Origin of the sequence: Caulobacter sp. AP07 (genome assembly GCF_000281955.1) — a bacterium.
In the GTDB taxonomy this organism is placed as follows: Bacteria; Pseudomonadota; Alphaproteobacteria; order Caulobacterales; family Caulobacteraceae; genus Caulobacter.
On sequence record NZ_AKKF01000303.1, the window covers coordinates 1 to 14,593 of the forward strand.

A 14,593-nucleotide genomic window follows, 5' to 3' on the forward strand; every position below is an offset into this window, starting at 1 on the left:
CGGAAAGCCGATCTCGGCGGTCGAGCTGATCGGCGCGGTGGATCGCTGGTCGGGCGTGCGCCTGAGCGCCGCCTGAGGGGAGGGACGTGGCGGGCAGGCGCGGCTTCCCTAGCGTCGGCCTTGCCACGTCTCAAACGCTTGTTAGACTTTCCCCATGTCCGATGATCTCACCGACGCCCAGGCCGCCGCCATTCCCGACGGCTATTCGCAACTCAACTGGTCACGGGGCTTCGGCCGCCAGATCGGGCCGCTGTACGAGCAGCGCCAGGGGCCGGGCGAGGCGGTCCTTGGGTTCCGGGTCGAGGAGCACCACACCAACGGCCTGGGCAACTGTCACGGCGGCATGCTGATGAGCTTCGCCGACATGGCCTGGGGGCGGATCATCTCGCTGGCCAGGTCCTACAGCTGGGTGACGGTGCGGTTGAACTGCGACTTCCTGTCGGGCGCCCAGCTGGGCGACTTCGTCGAGGGGCGGGGCGAACTGATCGCCGAGCAGGACCTGGTGTTCACCACGCGCGGCCGCATCTGGGTGGGCGAGCGCACCCTGATGACCGGTACCGGCGTCTTCAAGGCCCTGTCGCCCCGCGCTCCGCGCCCCGGCGAACTGGCGTTCAAGGGGGAGGGCTGAGCCATGGCCGACGACCGTCCCGCCCCCGTGTCCCTGCTCGCCCCGTTCCATGGCGAGAAACCGCCGGCCCCCGCCTGGTTCGACGCCGCCCTGGCCGTCGAACCCGAACGCTCGCGCATCCCCGTCGACGGCGCGGAGATCGAGCTGCTGACCTGGGGCGACGTTGGCAAGCCCGGCCTGCTGTTCCTGCATGGCAACGGGGCCCACGCCGACTGGTGGAGCTTCATCGCGCCGTTCTTCGCGGCTGACTGGCGGGTGGCGGCGATCTCCTGGGCCGGCATGGGCGGCTCGGATTGGCGGCCGGCCTATTCGGCCCAGTCGTTCGCGGCCGAGATCTTCGCCGCCGTCGAGGCCGCCCAGCTGGAGGCCGGCGGCGTCAAGCCGATCCTGGTCGGCCACTCGTTCGGCGGCTTCCCCACTCTCTATTGCGGGGTGGAGCACGCCGACCGGCTGCGCGGCATCGTCATGGTCGACAGCAGCATCCAGCCGCCGGAAAAGCGCTGGCGCGGTCCGCCGCCGCGCGCCGACGCCGCCAACCGGGTCTACGCCACGCTGGAGGAGGCGCTGGCCCGCTTCCGGCTCGCGCCGCCGCAGGGCTGCGAGAACCTCTACATCGCCGACCACATCGCCCGGGGCTCGCTGAAGGCGGTCGAGGGCGGCTGGACCTGGAAGTTCGACCCGGCCATCTGGCAGCGGTTCTCGATGCCGGACCTCGGCGAGCTGCTGCCCCGCATCGCCAGCCCGGTGGCGCTGATGTGGGGCGAGCGCTCCAACCTGATGCACGACGAGACGCTGAACTACATGTTCGGCCAGATGCCCGAGGCCACCTTGCGCGTGGCCATCCCCGACGCCGACCACCATGTGATGGTGGATCAGCCGCTGGCCTTCGTGGCGGGGTTGCGGGGGCTGTTGGCGGGGTGGGGGTAGGGCGTTAGCTAACCCTCATCGTTCTGAACGGGCGGCTTTGTCGCCCATTTGAAGCGATCCAGGATGGGGCTCTGGCGACGACGCTGAAGTTCATCCTTCAGGATTTTCGGAGGCTGATCTTCGGAGGGCGCCAGTTCATAGACCATGGCGTGCGACATGAAACCCACCCCCGGCCGGCTCGCTTCCGCCGTGTGATGGGATTTTAGGATTTGCACCGCGTCTCTGTAGCGCCGGTTCATTTCAATCAGGACGGTATGGACGATCTCAATGACCGACTGTCCAAACAGTATCGCTTCCTCCTCGCTCGGAATGTGACCGTCATGGACGACGCTATTCCGAAACTTCGTCTGATCGTTGGTGAGAGTGGGCGGTAGAGTGCCAACTTCCAGAAGGTACAGGGCGAGGTACATGCCTAGCTGCCGTTCGCTTTGTTTTCGAACCAGTTTCCATGTCGCGTCAAAGGTGTCCTTTGGGACATGCTTGGTGATGATCGCCGCTTGGACGAAAAACTCGTAGAAGCGCTCTAGCGATGCAGTGAAGCTGCTTACGGCATCTCGATAGTAACCATCTAGAATGGCCTGCACTGCCACCTCGGCCAGAACCTCAAACCGCATCTGTAGAAGGACGATGTGATGCTCGTGTCCGCGCGAGCATCGGAAAGTGTAGAGCGCGTCGTCACGGAGAGCCGCGTAGGTGACTTCCGCGTCGGACAAGTTGGTGTCGTTACAGCATTCAAAACACGTCACACCGATGCGCATTACCTTTTCCCATCTAGCGGCCGCCTAGCGTGAGTGTGTGTGGAAATGGCGCAAAACCCCAGCGGATAGGTAATGCTTGAGCCTTTGTGGCCAGAGCATCACCATGGAAGATCAGGCGGGAATGCCCCTCGAAAGAGGGGCTTGCGGGATGACAGCTATCTAACCGCCCGCTAATGCCGTTCCCATGGTCACCGCCCCCAAGCCCCCCGGCCCCGTCCTCGTCTACGCCCCCGATCGCGGGATCGGCGACCTGATGTGGCACCTGCCGACCTTCCGGGCCATCGCCGCCCAGGCGCCGGAGGGCCAGGTGGTGCTGGCCGCCCGGCCGTCGAGCCGCGCCGCCGAGGTGCTGGCCGTCGAGCCGTCGATCAGCCGCGTCGTCTATGCCCGTCACTTCTCCGGGACGCTGAAGGGGGCGACGGAGGTCATCGACTTCTGGCGCATCTGCCGCGAGGTGAAGCCGCGCGCCGTGTGGATCCTGGAGAAGATCGGCCGTCCCGCCCAGGCCGCCTGGCTGGCCGGCGTGCCCGAGCGGCGCGGCTTCGGCCTGGGTCACAAGAGCCAGGAGCAGTGGCTGCACGGCCCGTTCCTGCCCAAGGCCATGCGCCCGGCCCACCGGCTGGAGAAGCTGGCGGCGTTCGAGGCGCTGCACGGCCTGGCGGTCGCCAGCCGCGAGCCCGACCTGAAGCTCGACCCCAAGGCGGTCGCCGCCGTGAAGGCCCGGTACGGCGACCGCCCCGGACCGTGGCTGGTGCTGGGCGTCGGGGCCAGCGAGCCGGCCCGCACCTGGCCGGCCGAGCGCTTCGCGGCCGTCTCGCAGGGCCTGGCCGACCTGTTTCCGACGGTGTTCTGGCTGGGCGGTCCCAACGACGCGCCGCGGGTCAAGGCGACGATCGCCGCCCAGCCCGCGCCGGGTCGGGACGTGCTGGCCTGCGACCTGCCGTTGGACCAGGCCGCCGCGCTGATCGCCCTGTCGGCCGGCTTTCTGGGCAACGACTCCGGGCCGCTGAACGTCGCCGCCTCGGTGGGCCGGCCGGCCATCGGCCTGATGGGCACCAGCCCCGTCCCGGCCTATTCGCGCTGGCTGAGCCGGCTGGACGGCGGGGAGGGCCGGATCGCCGATATTTCGGTCGATCAGGCGCTGGACGCTGTTCGAACGCGGTTCACCCAGGAGCGCTGGGCCAACCGCGACATCCCGGCCGCTTGAGCCGGAGCCCCGCACGTTGTAAGCGGCGGGGCGTTTTTTTGTTTACCTAGGACAGAGACACATGGCCGGCGATTACCAACGCGGTGAAATGGACATCCACGAGCAAGCCGCGACCTTTGAGGGTTTCGGCAAGTTCACCAAGTGGGGCTCGCTGGCCATCGCCAGCCTGCTGCTGACCATCACGCTGTGGTTCTGCACCCCCGCCGGCTTCGTCGGCGGCCTGGTCCCGGGAATCGTGCTGGCCGTGCTGGGCGTGCTGTTCCTGAAAGAAAAGCCCGCCTCCGCCCACTGACACCGGTGGACATCGGTATTTTTTTGCACCTGACGCGGGCGTAAGGCTCGACATCGGGCAAGAACATCCCCTAGAGAGACGCGCAAGCTTGTCTGAGTAAGCAGCGCTCTTGGGAGGGGTATGCCGATGGCCGTTATCGCCGTCACGAAAGAGACCCGCGGTGGTGAAACCCGGGTCGCGGCCACGCCCGAGACCGTCAAGAAGCTGGCCGCGGCCGGCTTCTCGGTCGTGGTCGAGGCCGGGGCGGGGATCGCGGCCTCGTATGCCGACGCCGACTACGCGGCGGCCGGGGCCACGCTGGCCAAGACGGCGAAGGAAGCCCTGAAGGACGCCGACGTCCTGTTCAAGGTCCGCGCCCCCGAGGCCGCCGAGATCGCCGCCTTGAAAAAGGGCGCGATCGTCGCGGCGGCGCTCAATCCGCACCAGGACAAGGACACGCTGAACGCCCTGGCCAAGGCCGGCGCCAGCGGCCTGGCCATGGAATTCATCCCGCGCATCACCCGGGCCCAGGTGATGGACATGCTGTCGTCCCAGGCCAACCTCGCCGGCTACCGCGCCGTGATCGAGGCGGCCGAGGCCTACGGCAAGGCCCTGCCGATGATGATGACCGCCGCCGGCACGATCGCCGCGGCCAAGGTGTTCGTCATGGGGGTCGGCGTCGCCGGCCTGCAGGCCATCGCCACGGCCCGCCGCCTGGGCGCGGTGGTCACCGCCACCGACGTGCGGCCGGCCACCAAGGAACAGGTCGAGAGCCTGGGCGCCAAGTTCCTGGCCGTCGAGGACGAGGAGTTCAAGAACGCCCAGACCGCCGGCGGCTACGCCAAGGAAATGTCCAAGGAATACCAGGCCAAGCAGGCCGAGCTGGTCTCCTCGCACATCGCCAAGCAGGACATCGTCATCACCACCGCCCTGATCCCCGGCCGCCCGGCCCCCAAGCTGGTCTCGGCCGAGCAGGTGGCCTCGATGAAGCCCGGCTCGATCCTGGTCGACCTGGCCATCGAGCAGGGCGGCAACGTGGTCGGCGCCAAGCTGGGCGAGACGGCGGTCACCGCCAATGGCGTCAAGATCCTGGGCGCCCCCAACCTGCCCGGCCGCATCGCCACCGACGCCTCGGCCCTCTACGCCCGCAACCTGCTGGCCCTGTCGACCCTGTTCCTGAACAAGGAGGGCGCCTTCGCTCCGGACTTCGAGGACGAGATCCTCAAGGCGGCGCTGGTCACCCAGGGCGGGGCGGTGGTGCATCCGAGCCTGGCCGGATAATTCAATGGCCGTGACCCGCAGCCAAAAGCCCTTTCGGGCCTATTACGAGGCGCGATCATCGCTCGCCTCGCGGCTGACGCTGGGCCTGGCTGCGGTCGTCGTGGTCGTTGGAGCCGGCGCGCTCATGGTCCTGGAACTGCGAGACGGGGCGTCGCCCTGGACGGTGGTTCCAGCGACCCTTGGCATGGGGGTCTTCGCTTGGGCCGCCTTCATCGCCGGCGGAAACGAGCGGTTGGCGGAGATCGGGCGCCTGCTCGCCAACCTGCCTTTCCTCGCGGGCCTGTTCTGGACGTTCCACGTCTTGCCGCCGAACACCCCTGGATTCGTCAAAATCTTTCTCATCGCGATGACGATTTGGGTCGTGATTCTGACCCTGCGCCGCCTGCTGCAACTTTTCCCTTCCGATCGGAGCCGTTGATCATGGAAGCCGTCGACCCCACCGTGTTCCGCCTGGCGATCTTCGTGCTCGCCATCTTCGTCGGCTATTACGTCGTCTGGAGCGTGACGCCCGCCCTGCACACCCCGCTGATGGCCGTGACCAACGCCATCTCGTCGGTGATCATCGTCGGCGCCCTGCTGGCCGCCGCCGCCCACGGGGCCCATGCCGACCTGGCCGGCGGCACGGTGGCCGCCTCGACCTGGATCTCCAAGGGGGCCGGCGCGATCGCCGCCGCCTTCGCCGCCGTCAACATCTTCGGCGGCTTCCTGGTCACCAATCGGATGCTGGCGATGTACAAGAAGAAAGAGAAGAAGTGAGCCCAGCGGCCGCGATCCTGGCTTGGGCGCTTGCGCTGCTGGCGCCGGCGATCTCGTCGGCGCAGCCGGCCCAGATGTACCCGCGCGCTGAACAGGGCGCGGTGACGCTGGTCGTCGGCGTACCGACGGGCCTCGACGTCCCGGTCACGGTCACTCCGGGCGAGGTGGCTTGGACCCAGTCCGCCCGCCCGGCCGACGGCGCGCGGCTGGTCGATCCTCTGCCCAGGCGAATCCGGCCGTCCGGGAAGGCCCTGCCGGCCGGCGAGCTGCTGTTCGGTTACCGGCTGGTGGGCGGCATGGCCTACTGTCCGCCCCTTCCCTACAAGGGTTTGCGCACCGCCCAATGCATGCGCGACATCGATGGCGATGGCGCGTTCGACGCTTGCTACATCGGCGAGACGCGCGGCATCCGCTCGCACTTCCTGGTGGCGCTGGTGGCGGACCTGTCCGGCTGCGGCGGCCGCTATCGCTACACGCCGGCCAAGTGGAGCGCGACCGAGGCCGTGCCTGTCGCCGTGCTGTTCAAAGGCTATCGCGACGGAGCGCCGATCTTTCTCTTCAAGATCGAGGATCAGGTTCTCGAGCGCGAACATCGATGCAAGCCTGAGGACGACGGCGGTTGTGTGATCATGGGTCTGCGCCTGCGCGCCGAGCCGGTCGGCCAAGCTGTGCGCATCACCAAAATCTCGGCCGAGGACGTAAAGTTCGAGACCTACCTGGGCGGCGAGGTGGGCATGCGGCGCCTGATCATCCCCAAGGGGGCGTCTCGATGATGGCGTACCATCACATCCTCGGGGCCGGAGCATAGCGATGTTCGGGGCCGGAAAACGTGTTCTCCAGCAAAGCAAGGTCGCCAACCGCATCGCGCTGGAGCGGTGGTGGGACGAACTGCGCGGATCGCCCCGGGCTCGCGAGCCCGGCCGGCTGATCGCCCATGGCCGCAAGACCTACAGCCAGAACGACGAGGACGGCATCGTCCTCGAGATCTTCAACCGCATCGGCGAGGGCGACCGGCGGTTCATCGAGTTCGGCGTCCAGGCCGGGGTCGAGTGCAACACCGCCCTGCTGCTGATGGCCGGCTGGAGCGGCCTGTGGCTGGACGGCTCGGACAAGTACGTCGCCGCCGCCAAGGGCCACCAGGCCGTGGCCGTGGGCCAGGGCCGGCTGACCGTCGAGAAGGCCTTCGTCACCGCCGAAAACATCGACGGCCTGCTGGGCCCGTGGGCCGGCGGGACCGCCGCCAAGCCGGCCAGCGTCGACCTGCTGTCGATCGACATCGACGGCAACGACTACTGGATCTGGGACGCCATCACCGCCGTGCGGCCGCGCGTCCTGATCATCGAGTACAACGCCGCCTATCCGCCGCCCGTCGCCTTCGTCGCCGAATACAAGGCCGACCGGGTCTGGGACGGCGGCAACTACCACAGCGCCAGCCTGGCCAGCCTGGAGGCCCTGGGCCGCGCCAAGGGCTACGCCCTGGTCGGCTGCAACCTGTCGGGCGCCAACGCCTTCTTCGTGCGCGAGGACGAACTGGCCGGTTCCGACGGCCAGGCCCGTTTCGCCGCGCCCTATACGGCGGCCAACCACTACGAGCCGCCGCGCTACGACCTCTCCGGCCTGCCTTCTGGCCATCCGCCACGGTTCGGCGTCAACGCCGCGCCGCCGCTTTCCTCTTCGCCGCTCTTGGGGGCCAAGACCTGACATGAACGCCAATCTCGCCGCCATCCTCTACATCGTCTCCGGGGTGCTGTTCATCCTGGCGCTGCGCGGGCTGTCCAGCCCGGTGACCAGCCAGGCGGGCAACCGCAACGGCATGATCGGCATGGGCATCGCCGTGCTGACCACCCTGGCCACCCTGTGGAAACAGGGCGCGCTCGACCCGCTCACTATTGGTCTCATCCTCGGCGGGGTGGCGGTCGGCGGCACGGTGGGGGCGCTGATCGCCCGCAGGGTGGCGATGACCTCGATGCCGCAACTGGTGGCGGCCTTCCACAGCCTGGTCGGCATGGCCGCCTGCCTGGTGGCGGTGGCGGCGATCTACACCCCGGCGGCGTACGGCATCCTCGGGGCCGACGGCCACGTGCACCTCAACAGCCTGATCGAGCTGTCGCTGGGCCTGGCGATCGGCGCGATCACCTTCACCGGTTCGGTCATCGCCTTCGCCAAGCTGAACGGCAACATGGGCGGCGCGCCGATCCTGCTGCCGGCCCGCCACCTGCTGAACATCGTCATCGCCCTGGCCATCGTCGCCCTGGTGGTGGTGCTGGTGGCCAGCGGCGGCGCGGCGATCTGGGCGTTCTGGGGGATCTTCGCCCTGGCCCTGATCATCGGCGTCACCCTGATCATCCCGATCGGCGGGGCCGACATGCCGGTCGTGGTGTCGATGCTCAACAGCTATTCCGGCTGGGCGGCGGCGGCCCTGGGCTTCACGCTGGAGAACACCACCCTGATCATCACCGGGGCCCTGGTGGGCTCGTCCGGCGCGATCCTGTCCTACATCATGTGCAAGGCGATGAACCGCTCGTTCGTCTCGGTGATCCTCGGCGGCTTCGGGGCCGCCGACGCCGTGGCCGGCCCGGGCGGCAAGGTCGAGAGCCGCCCCGTCAAGCAGGGCTCCGCCGACGACGCGGCCTTCATCATGAAGAACGCCAGCAAGGTGATCATCGTCCCCGGCTACGGCATGGCCGTCAGCCAGGCCCAGCACGCCCTGCGCGAAATGGCCGACCAGCTGAAGGCGGAAGGCGTCGAGGTGAAGTACGCCATCCACCCCGTCGCCGGCCGCATGCCCGGCCACATGAACGTGCTGCTTGCGGAAGCGAACGTGCCCTATGACGAGGTGTTCGAGCTGGAGGACATCAACAGCGAGTTCTCGACCGCCGACGTGGCCTTCGTGATCGGCGCCAACGACGTCACCAACCCGGCCGCCAAGACCGACCCGACCAGCGCCATCTACGGCATGCCGATCCTCGACGTCGAAAAGGCCCGCACCGTGCTGTTCATCAAGCGCGGCATGGCCTCGGGCTACGCCGGGGTGGAGAACGAGCTGTTCTTCCGCGACAACACCATGATGCTGTTCGGCGACGCCAAGAAGATGGTCGAGGGGATCGTCAAGGGGCTGTAGGTCGTATGACGCAAGATCGGGCGAGTGGAGCGGCAGGCCGCGAATACGGCTTGCGAATGGGGCGTAAACTCGCGGCGCCGCTCGATGCTCGTCCGGTCTCTGCTAATTCCAACGAAGTCGTACTCAGCAACGGCCGGCGAGCGGTCATCAAGGCATGCTCGCCGACGAACGACAGCTTTGGCGTGACCGCAAAGATGTTGCCTCGGCCGGATGAGATTCTGGTCGCGGTTGAAAGCGATCGGGGGGACGTCGAGATTTGGCGGCTCTCACCGGATCAGTTTCAAGCCACGATGCGCGAAAGTCCTAGCGCAGCATCGCGTGGCGTGGATACGAAGCTCGTCAGGAAGCGCTTCGCGATCACCAATGGCGTGGCTGCGGGCAGCTTCACCAAGGCGCAACTGGACGCCGAAGGTTAGGTCGCCGCCGTCTCAAGCTTCAACGCTCCCGCCGCCGCCATGTCGGCATGCAGCGCCTGAGGGCTCCAGTCGTAGCCGTTGGGCCAGGTCAGAGCGCCCATTTCCAGGAAGACACGATCGAAATAGGCCGGGTCGCGGAAGGGAGCGGCCGCCGCGCCGGTTCGTGTCGCGAGATTGGAAAAGTCCCACTCGCCGGCCTGCCCGTCCGTGAACCAGAGTTTGAGGCGATAGTCGCCAAGCTTCTCCAGTTTGCGCACATGCACGATCTTACTGGTCATTGTCGGCGTCCAGTCCTGGTATTCTCTCGAACGGTTCGTCGGCGCTGGCGAGCGCCCAAGCGGCCATCAGGCTTTCATTGTAGCGCAACGCCCATTGCTCGACGAGACGACGCTGTTTGGGCGGTAGCGAGCCTCGGAGAATCTGGCCGGTGTCGATCGCGACCTGTGTTTTGCTATCGCCGTATACGGCGTGGAAATGCGGCGGCGCATGATCGTTGAAGAACATGCGGATCGAGATGCCGTAGAACCAGGAAATCGTGGGCATGGCGTGTCCATGGGCGCCTCGACGAAGTGCGCTCCATGCTTGCATGTTCTGTATATGTTCTCAATGCGTGTTTTGAAAAGAAGAGGCTCCGGACGCGACCCCGTCCGGAGCTTTGCTTTTGACGGGTCGTACAGGGCTCAGCGGCTGGCGAACGCGGTGGCGTTGGCGCGCGCCGCGATCCGCAGGCTTTGACGCTGGCCATTGGACAGTTGCGACATGGCTTGCCGGCGTGCGGCGACCTTGCATCCGGCCATGGTGAACGTGCCATCTGGATTGCTGCGCGCCACGTCGTGGCAGACGTCTTCGGCGGCCGCGTCGATGCGGGCGGCGAACTTGGCGGCGTCGGTGGGGGACGCCAGGTTCAGGCCGACGAACGAGATGCGAGTGGTCGATGCGGCGGGGGCCTGGGCCAGGCCCGGGGCCGGAACGGCGGTCAGGGCCAGGGCGGAGGCGATAGTCAGGCTGATAACGAACTTGCGCATTGGAGTTGTCCCTCGATCTGGCGCTTGTTTCTCCCAGCGTCGAAGGGTGTACTCTTGTATCGCCCGTAATACTTGTCACATTTCATTCATGACGAAGAATTTAGGAAATATAATATTGAGTATCACAGATATTATGGGGAATTTTGCGTATCGATCACCCATGGTTATGCTTTATCAATAGTCAAGTTTTCCATCTTGTGGTGATGCTTGGTGACATAGAAAACCCCGGACGATCCCGTCCGGGGTTTTTTGTTTTTGGCGGGCCATGCGGTCGCTCAGCGGGCGGCGACCGAGACCGGGGTGGCGCGGGCGGCCAGGTGCAGGCTTTGGCGCTGGCTGTTGGACAGTTGCGCGGCGGCTTGCTTGCGGACCGCGATCTTGCAGCCGGCCATGGTGAAGTCGCCCGACGGGTTGGTGCGGGCCATGTCGCCGCAGACCTGTTCGGCGGCGGCGTTGACCTGGGCCGAGAACTCGGCGGCGTGGGCGGGGTTGGCCAGGTTCAGGCCGACCAGCGAGATGCGGGCGGTGGGCTCGGCGGCGTGGGCGGCCTGAACCAGGCCCAGGGCCGGCACGGCGGCCAGGGTCAGGGTGGCGATGGCGGTCAGGCTGGTGAAGAACTTGTTCATTTGAGTTGTCCCTTGGTTTGCTTGGTTGCGTCTGGCGCTTCCCTGCGCCCCATGTCCAAAGGTGTACTCTCGTGTTTCGCCGAATACTCGTTACGTCTCCTTCATGACGCGCAATTAAAGTAGTGTACTGAAAGTAATGTTCTGAACATTCGGTAATGTTGGAGAGGTCTGTCCGTCTGCTGATGATGGTCATGCTTAACCAATGGTTAAGTTTCGCCGCCTTTTCGCCGCATCAGTCCTGCATAGAGCCCGCCTTCATCATCCCGAAAGGTCGTCCATGGGATGGGGACGCGCTTAGGCGCGGTCTCGAAAGTCGACCGACCGTCTGTGAGGATCACTCTTGGCGTCACGCGTTCTGGCCGCAACCTCGTCTCCCTATTCGCTCGCCGCGTTCGCCGTCGTCGGCGGCGCGATCGTCGTCTGGGGCGTGGCCAACGCCGTCTCGGCCGTGGGCGCGATGAACGCCGGCCTCGAAAAGCCAACCCCGGTCCCGGTGGTCGCGCCCGCCCCCAAGCCCGCGCCCCCGCCGCTTCCGCCGCCCGCCTTCGTGTTCGACGCCCCGCTGCCCGGCCGGGTGGTCAATTCCCCGTTCGGCCTGCGCCAGATGCCGTGGGAAGAGAACGGCCGCCTGCACGAGGGCGTCGACATCGCCGCGCCGGCCGGCGCGCCGGTCCACGTGGCCACCGACGGCATCGTCCTGCGCAGCGGCGTCAGCGCCACCTACGGCCGGTTCGTGGAAGTGGCCCACAAGGACGGCTTCCACACCTTCTACGCCCATCTGGGGCGCGACGCGGGCCTGAAGCGCGGGACTTTCGTCAAGCGCGGGACGACCGTGGCCTATGTCGGCGACAGCGGCCGCTCGACCGGCTCGCACCTGCACTTCGAACTGCGCAACAAGGCCGGCAAGCCGCTGAACCCGGCGCTGTTCATGGGCAAGACCTTCGCCGAGAAGGCCGACCTGCCGCTGAAGGCCGCGGCCCGCGTGCCGCGCACCGTGCGGCTGGCCCAGGTGTCCAAATGGCCGGAGGGCGTGAAGGCCAAGCTCGGGACCCAGGGCGCCTCCGAACTGGGCGGACAGGTCACCCGGGTCAAGGGCGGCCGCGTGCGCGCCCGGATCATGGTCGTCGACGGCTAGATCCCCAATCCGGAGCGCGGATTTCAGCCGTGTCACTCGACGGACACGAAGGCTCGGCTAGACTGGGGCCATGCTCAAGTTCGTCGGACGCGCCGTTGCCGGATTCGCTCTCTTCTTCGTCTCGTTCGTCGCCGTGGGCGGCGTGATGTCGGCGGCCAGCCATCCCGTTCCGCGCGGGACAATGGTCGACATCGGCGAGGGGCGGACCCTGCGCCTGGTCTGTGAAGGTTCCGCCGCCGACCGGCCGGTGGTCTGGCTGGAGGCAGGGGCCTTCGGCTTCGCGGCCGACTGGGGCGCGACCCAGGCGGCCCTGACCGCCGCCGGCTGGCGGTCCTGCGCCTATGACCGGGCCGGCATGGGCTTCTCGCCGCCGGGACCCGCGCCGCGCGACGGCCTGGCCGTGGTCGGCGACTTCGAGAAGCTGGTCGCGGCCTCGGGCGAGAAGGGCCCCTTCATCCTGGTCGGACACTCGATGGCCGGCCTGCGCCTGCGGGAATACGCCGGACGCAATCCAGGCCAGGTGGCGGGGCTGGTGCTGGTCGACGCCGCCACGCCCGAAGCCTCGAACTCGGCCATGGCCAGGTTCATCGAGGCCTTCGCCACCGCTTCGAAATGGGCGGCGCGCGGGGCGTCGATCGGCCTGTTCAAGCCGCTGGCCCATACGCCGATGGGCGACAAGATCGGCCTGCCGCCGGCCGCCAAGGCCGAGAAGCGCTGGGCCTTCGCCAATGGCGGCCACAACCGCACCGCCGCCCAGGAGGTGGTCCTGTGGCCCGAAGCGGCCGCCCAGGCCGCCGCCGTGCCGGCCTACGACCCCGCCTGGCCGGTGGCGGTGGTCACCGCCGGGCCGTTGAAGGGGCGCGAAGCCTGGAAGGCCATCCAGTCCGCCCCGGCCACGGCGTCGCGGCATGGCTATGTGGATCACGTGGAAGGGGCGTCGCACACGCGGCTGCTGGGCGAGGGGTTCGCCGGGCATATCGTCAAGGCGGTGGCGTTCGTGGCGGGGGCGGGGAAGGGCGGCTGACTTGCCCCCTACGGGCCTTCGGCCGTCTTCCCCCATAGGGGGAAGAGTTCAGGTGCGCGAAGCTCCGCCCCCTATGGGGGCGGACAGACCGCGAAGCGGTCAGGTGGGGGCAAGGGGGTGAGCCACGAACCCCCTCAGCCGGCTGCGCCGACAGCTCCCCCACAGGGGAGCAGGCAAAGCAAAACCCGCGTGGGTCGCCCCACGCGGGTTTCAGCATTTCAGGTCCGTGGGCCTTGGCCCGCGAACAGATCCTTACCGAGCGCCGACCGGCTTCTTCGGCATCGGGATCAGGCCTTCGCGCTGGGCGCGCTTGCGCGCCAGCTTGCGGGCGCGACGGACAGCTTCGGCCTTTTGACGGGCGCGCTTTTCCGACGGCTTCTCATAGTGCACGTGCCGCTTCATTTCGCGGAACGAGCCTTCGCGTTGCATCTTCTTCTTCAGAGCCTTGAGGGCCTGATCGACGTTGTTGTCGCGGACGAAAATCTGGACCAGGGGTCTCTCTCCATTCGACGGCCCGACCAATGTCCCGAGTCCCTCTCAGGGGCCGGGCGGGCGAACAAAACCTGATAAACCCGGAAGGGGGGCTTCCGGGAAACGAGGGGCGGCTGATAGCAGAGCGATCGGCCTCTGTCCATCGCGACGCGACCTAAACTCCCGTATAGACTCGGATTCATGACCGATACCGCTGACTGGGCAGAGACGACCGAGCAACGCGTGCTGGACGAGGCCTTGCGCCTGGCCCCGCGCCTGGGCTGGAACGCCGGCATGGCCCGGGCCGCCGCCGTGGCCGCCGGCCTCAACGCCGGCGAGGCGCAACTCCTGCTGCCGCAAGGGCCGCGCGACCTGGCGGCCCTGCTGTCGCGCCGTCACGACAGGGTCGCCCTGGCCTCCCTGGGCGCCCTGGACCCGGCCAGTCTGAAGATTCGCGACAAGATCCGCCGGGGCGTCGTCGCCCGTCTGGACGCCGCCGCGGACGACGCCGAGGCCCTGCGCAGGCTGGCCGCCTTCCTGGCCTTTCCGACCAACATGCCGCTGGCCCTGACCCTGGTCTGGGAGAGCGCGGACGTCCTGTGGCGCTGGGCGGGCGATACGGCGACCGACGAGAATCACTATTCCAAGCGGGCGATCCTGTCGGGGATCCTGGTCTCGACCCTGGCGGTCGACATGGCCTCGGGCCGCGAGTCGGCGTTCAAGCACCTGGACGGCCGCATCGACAACGTCATGGCCTTCGAGAAGTGGAAGGCGGGGATCAAGCCGATGAACCTGGCCGCCGAGGTGGCCGGGGCGCTGGCGCGGATGCGGTACGGGCGGACGCGGTAGTGCAAGTCAGGTCCTCCCCCTGTGGGGGAGGCGGCCCGAATGGGCCGGAGGGGGGGAGTGATCCCACCTCACCGACTATCCCCCCACCGATCGCTTCG

20 protein-coding genes are annotated in these 14,593 nt (G+C 67.5%); 14 read left to right on the plus strand and 6 right to left on the minus strand.

The genetic code is table 11. From position 1 onward, the window contains the following. The first annotated feature begins 154 nt into the window (after nucleotides 1-154). Nucleotides 155-628, plus strand: a complete 474-nt coding sequence (locus tag PMI01_RS25140; protein WP_007676304.1) for a PaaI family thioesterase — start codon at nucleotides 155-157, stop codon at nucleotides 626-628. Nucleotides 629-631: 3 nt separating this feature from the next. Then, the gene (locus PMI01_RS25145; protein WP_007676307.1) at nucleotides 632-1,555 is read left to right on the plus strand and encodes an alpha/beta fold hydrolase; all 924 of its coding nucleotides are present in this window, start codon (nucleotides 632-634) and stop codon (nucleotides 1,553-1,555) included. A gap of 8 nt (nucleotides 1,556-1,563) precedes the next feature. On the opposite strand, the gene PMI01_RS26290 is transcribed toward PMI01_RS25145, so the two are convergent. Next, nucleotides 1,564-2,313: a hypothetical protein gene (locus PMI01_RS26290; RefSeq protein ID WP_007676309.1), complete on the minus strand. Its 750-nt coding sequence runs from the start codon at nucleotides 2,311-2,313 to the stop codon at nucleotides 1,564-1,566. 184 nt (nucleotides 2,314-2,497) lie between these two features. On the opposite strand from PMI01_RS26290, the gene PMI01_RS25155 reads away from it, so the two are divergent. The 9 genes from PMI01_RS25155 to PMI01_RS27335 all read left to right on the plus strand — a co-directional run bounded on the left by PMI01_RS25155 (nucleotide 2,498) and on the right by PMI01_RS27335 (nucleotide 9,365). Next, nucleotides 2,498-3,520 carry a glycosyltransferase family 9 protein gene (locus PMI01_RS25155; protein WP_007676312.1) on the plus strand — a complete coding sequence of 341 codons (1,023 nt, stop codon included), beginning with the start codon at nucleotides 2,498-2,500 and terminating at the stop codon, nucleotides 3,518-3,520. A gap of 61 nt (nucleotides 3,521-3,581) precedes the next feature. Next, entirely contained in the window at nucleotides 3,582-3,812 is a 231-nt protein-coding gene (locus tag PMI01_RS25160; protein WP_007676315.1) for an aa3-type cytochrome c oxidase subunit IV, read from the plus strand. Nucleotides 3,813-3,932: 120 nt separating this feature from the next. After that, nucleotides 3,933-5,072 carry a Re/Si-specific NAD(P)(+) transhydrogenase subunit alpha gene (locus PMI01_RS25165; protein WP_162136416.1) on the plus strand — a complete coding sequence of 380 codons (1,140 nt, stop codon included), beginning with the start codon at nucleotides 3,933-3,935 and terminating at the stop codon, nucleotides 5,070-5,072. Between the two features lie 4 nt (nucleotides 5,073-5,076). After that, nucleotides 5,077-5,490, plus strand: a complete 414-nt coding sequence (locus PMI01_RS25170; RefSeq protein WP_007676321.1) for a hypothetical protein — start codon at nucleotides 5,077-5,079, stop codon at nucleotides 5,488-5,490. Between the two features lie 2 nt (nucleotides 5,491-5,492). After that, nucleotides 5,493-5,828 carry an NAD(P) transhydrogenase subunit alpha gene (locus PMI01_RS25175; protein WP_007676323.1) on the plus strand — a complete coding sequence of 112 codons (336 nt, stop codon included), beginning with the start codon at nucleotides 5,493-5,495 and terminating at the stop codon, nucleotides 5,826-5,828. Next, nucleotides 5,825-6,601 (plus strand): hypothetical protein, encoded by a 777-nt coding sequence (locus PMI01_RS25180; RefSeq protein ID WP_007676326.1) that lies wholly within the window; start codon nucleotides 5,825-5,827, stop codon nucleotides 6,599-6,601. The genes PMI01_RS25175 and PMI01_RS25180 overlap by 4 nt, the downstream gene beginning before the upstream one ends. Before the next feature lie 37 nt (nucleotides 6,602-6,638). Next, a complete protein-coding gene (locus tag PMI01_RS25185; RefSeq protein WP_007676329.1) occupies nucleotides 6,639-7,529 on the plus strand; it encodes a hypothetical protein in 891 nt (296 codons plus the stop codon). A gap of 1 nt (nucleotide 7,530) precedes the next feature. Continuing rightward, entirely contained in the window at nucleotides 7,531-8,949 is a 1,419-nt protein-coding gene (locus PMI01_RS25190; RefSeq protein ID WP_007676334.1) for an NAD(P)(+) transhydrogenase (Re/Si-specific) subunit beta, read from the plus strand. A gap of 56 nt (nucleotides 8,950-9,005) precedes the next feature. Continuing rightward, the gene (locus tag PMI01_RS27335) at nucleotides 9,006-9,365 is read left to right on the plus strand and encodes a hypothetical protein (protein ID WP_157223869.1); all 360 of its coding nucleotides are present in this window, start codon (nucleotides 9,006-9,008) and stop codon (nucleotides 9,363-9,365) included. Here the strand turns inward: PMI01_RS27335 and PMI01_RS25195 are convergent. The 4 genes from PMI01_RS25195 to PMI01_RS25210 all read right to left on the minus strand — a co-directional run bounded on the left by PMI01_RS25195 (nucleotide 9,362) and on the right by PMI01_RS25210 (nucleotide 11,016). Further along, entirely contained in the window at nucleotides 9,362-9,643 is a 282-nt protein-coding gene (locus PMI01_RS25195) for a DUF2442 domain-containing protein (protein ID WP_007676337.1), read from the minus strand. The genes PMI01_RS27335 and PMI01_RS25195 overlap by 4 nt on opposite strands. Beyond that, entirely contained in the window at nucleotides 9,633-9,908 is a 276-nt protein-coding gene (locus tag PMI01_RS25200) for a DUF4160 domain-containing protein (RefSeq protein WP_007676340.1), read from the minus strand. The genes PMI01_RS25195 and PMI01_RS25200 overlap by 11 nt, the downstream gene beginning before the upstream one ends. Nucleotides 9,909-10,045: 137 nt before the next feature. Then, on the minus strand, nucleotides 10,046-10,390 hold the full coding sequence (locus tag PMI01_RS25205) for a UrcA family protein (protein ID WP_007676343.1): 345 nt from the start codon (nucleotides 10,388-10,390) through the stop codon (nucleotides 10,046-10,048). A 275-nt stretch (nucleotides 10,391-10,665) separates the two neighbouring features. After that, on the minus strand, nucleotides 10,666-11,016 hold the full coding sequence (locus PMI01_RS25210; protein WP_007676346.1) for a UrcA family protein: 351 nt from the start codon (nucleotides 11,014-11,016) through the stop codon (nucleotides 10,666-10,668). 340 nt (nucleotides 11,017-11,356) lie between these two features. On the opposite strand from PMI01_RS25210, the gene PMI01_RS25215 reads away from it, so the two are divergent. Beyond that, nucleotides 11,357-12,151 carry a M23 family metallopeptidase gene (locus PMI01_RS25215; RefSeq protein WP_007676349.1) on the plus strand — a complete coding sequence of 265 codons (795 nt, stop codon included), beginning with the start codon at nucleotides 11,357-11,359 and terminating at the stop codon, nucleotides 12,149-12,151. Between the two features lie 70 nt (nucleotides 12,152-12,221). After that, entirely contained in the window at nucleotides 12,222-13,175 is a 954-nt protein-coding gene (locus PMI01_RS25220; RefSeq protein WP_007676350.1) for an alpha/beta fold hydrolase, read from the plus strand. A gap of 252 nt (nucleotides 13,176-13,427) precedes the next feature. Here PMI01_RS25220 and rpsU read toward each other — a convergent pair whose 3' ends face one another. Next, a complete protein-coding gene (gene rpsU, locus PMI01_RS25225) occupies nucleotides 13,428-13,667 on the minus strand; it encodes a 30S ribosomal protein S21 (protein ID WP_085953736.1) in 240 nt (79 codons plus the stop codon). Nucleotides 13,668-13,847: 180 nt separating this feature from the next. On the opposite strand from rpsU, the gene PMI01_RS25230 reads away from it, so the two are divergent. Continuing rightward, nucleotides 13,848-14,495 (plus strand): COQ9 family protein, encoded by a 648-nt coding sequence (locus PMI01_RS25230; protein WP_007676357.1) that lies wholly within the window; start codon nucleotides 13,848-13,850, stop codon nucleotides 14,493-14,495. Nucleotides 14,496-14,593 lie beyond the last annotated feature (98 nt).

What these genes read in the sequence shown, in the direction of transcription:
- PMI01_RS25195 (WP_007676337.1), bottom strand. Translation starts at nt 9,643, where the DNA reads ATGACCAGTAAGATCGTGCATGTGCGCAAACTGGAGAAGCTTGGCGAC.
- PMI01_RS25200 (WP_007676340.1), bottom strand. Translation starts at nt 9,908, where the DNA reads ATGCCCACGATTTCCTGGTTCTACGGCATCTCGATCCGCATGTTCTTC.
- PMI01_RS25185 (WP_007676329.1), top strand. Translation starts at nt 6,639, where the DNA reads ATGTTCGGGGCCGGAAAACGTGTTCTCCAGCAAAGCAAGGTCGCCAAC.
- PMI01_RS25155 (WP_007676312.1), top strand. Translation starts at nt 2,498, where the DNA reads ATGGTCACCGCCCCCAAGCCCCCCGGCCCCGTCCTCGTCTACGCCCCC.
- PMI01_RS25175 (WP_007676323.1), top strand. Translation starts at nt 5,493, where the DNA reads ATGGAAGCCGTCGACCCCACCGTGTTCCGCCTGGCGATCTTCGTGCTC.
- PMI01_RS27335 (WP_157223869.1), top strand. Translation starts at nt 9,006, where the DNA reads ATGGGGCGTAAACTCGCGGCGCCGCTCGATGCTCGTCCGGTCTCTGCT.
- PMI01_RS25230 (WP_007676357.1), top strand. Translation starts at nt 13,848, where the DNA reads ATGACCGATACCGCTGACTGGGCAGAGACGACCGAGCAACGCGTGCTG.
- PMI01_RS26290 (WP_007676309.1), bottom strand. Translation starts at nt 2,313, where the DNA reads ATGCGCATCGGTGTGACGTGTTTTGAATGCTGTAACGACACCAACTTG.
- PMI01_RS25170 (WP_007676321.1), top strand. Translation starts at nt 5,077, where the DNA reads ATGGCCGTGACCCGCAGCCAAAAGCCCTTTCGGGCCTATTACGAGGCG.
- PMI01_RS25145 (WP_007676307.1), top strand. Translation starts at nt 632, where the DNA reads ATGGCCGACGACCGTCCCGCCCCCGTGTCCCTGCTCGCCCCGTTCCAT.
- PMI01_RS25210 (WP_007676346.1), bottom strand. Translation starts at nt 11,016, where the DNA reads ATGAACAAGTTCTTCACCAGCCTGACCGCCATCGCCACCCTGACCCTG.
- PMI01_RS25190 (WP_007676334.1), top strand. Translation starts at nt 7,531, where the DNA reads ATGAACGCCAATCTCGCCGCCATCCTCTACATCGTCTCCGGGGTGCTG.
- PMI01_RS25160 (WP_007676315.1), top strand. Translation starts at nt 3,582, where the DNA reads ATGGCCGGCGATTACCAACGCGGTGAAATGGACATCCACGAGCAAGCC.
- PMI01_RS25140 (WP_007676304.1), top strand. Translation starts at nt 155, where the DNA reads ATGTCCGATGATCTCACCGACGCCCAGGCCGCCGCCATTCCCGACGGC.
- PMI01_RS25205 (WP_007676343.1), bottom strand. Translation starts at nt 10,390, where the DNA reads ATGCGCAAGTTCGTTATCAGCCTGACTATCGCCTCCGCCCTGGCCCTG.
- PMI01_RS25165 (WP_162136416.1), top strand. Translation starts at nt 3,933, where the DNA reads ATGCCGATGGCCGTTATCGCCGTCACGAAAGAGACCCGCGGTGGTGAA.
- PMI01_RS25220 (WP_007676350.1), top strand. Translation starts at nt 12,222, where the DNA reads ATGCTCAAGTTCGTCGGACGCGCCGTTGCCGGATTCGCTCTCTTCTTC.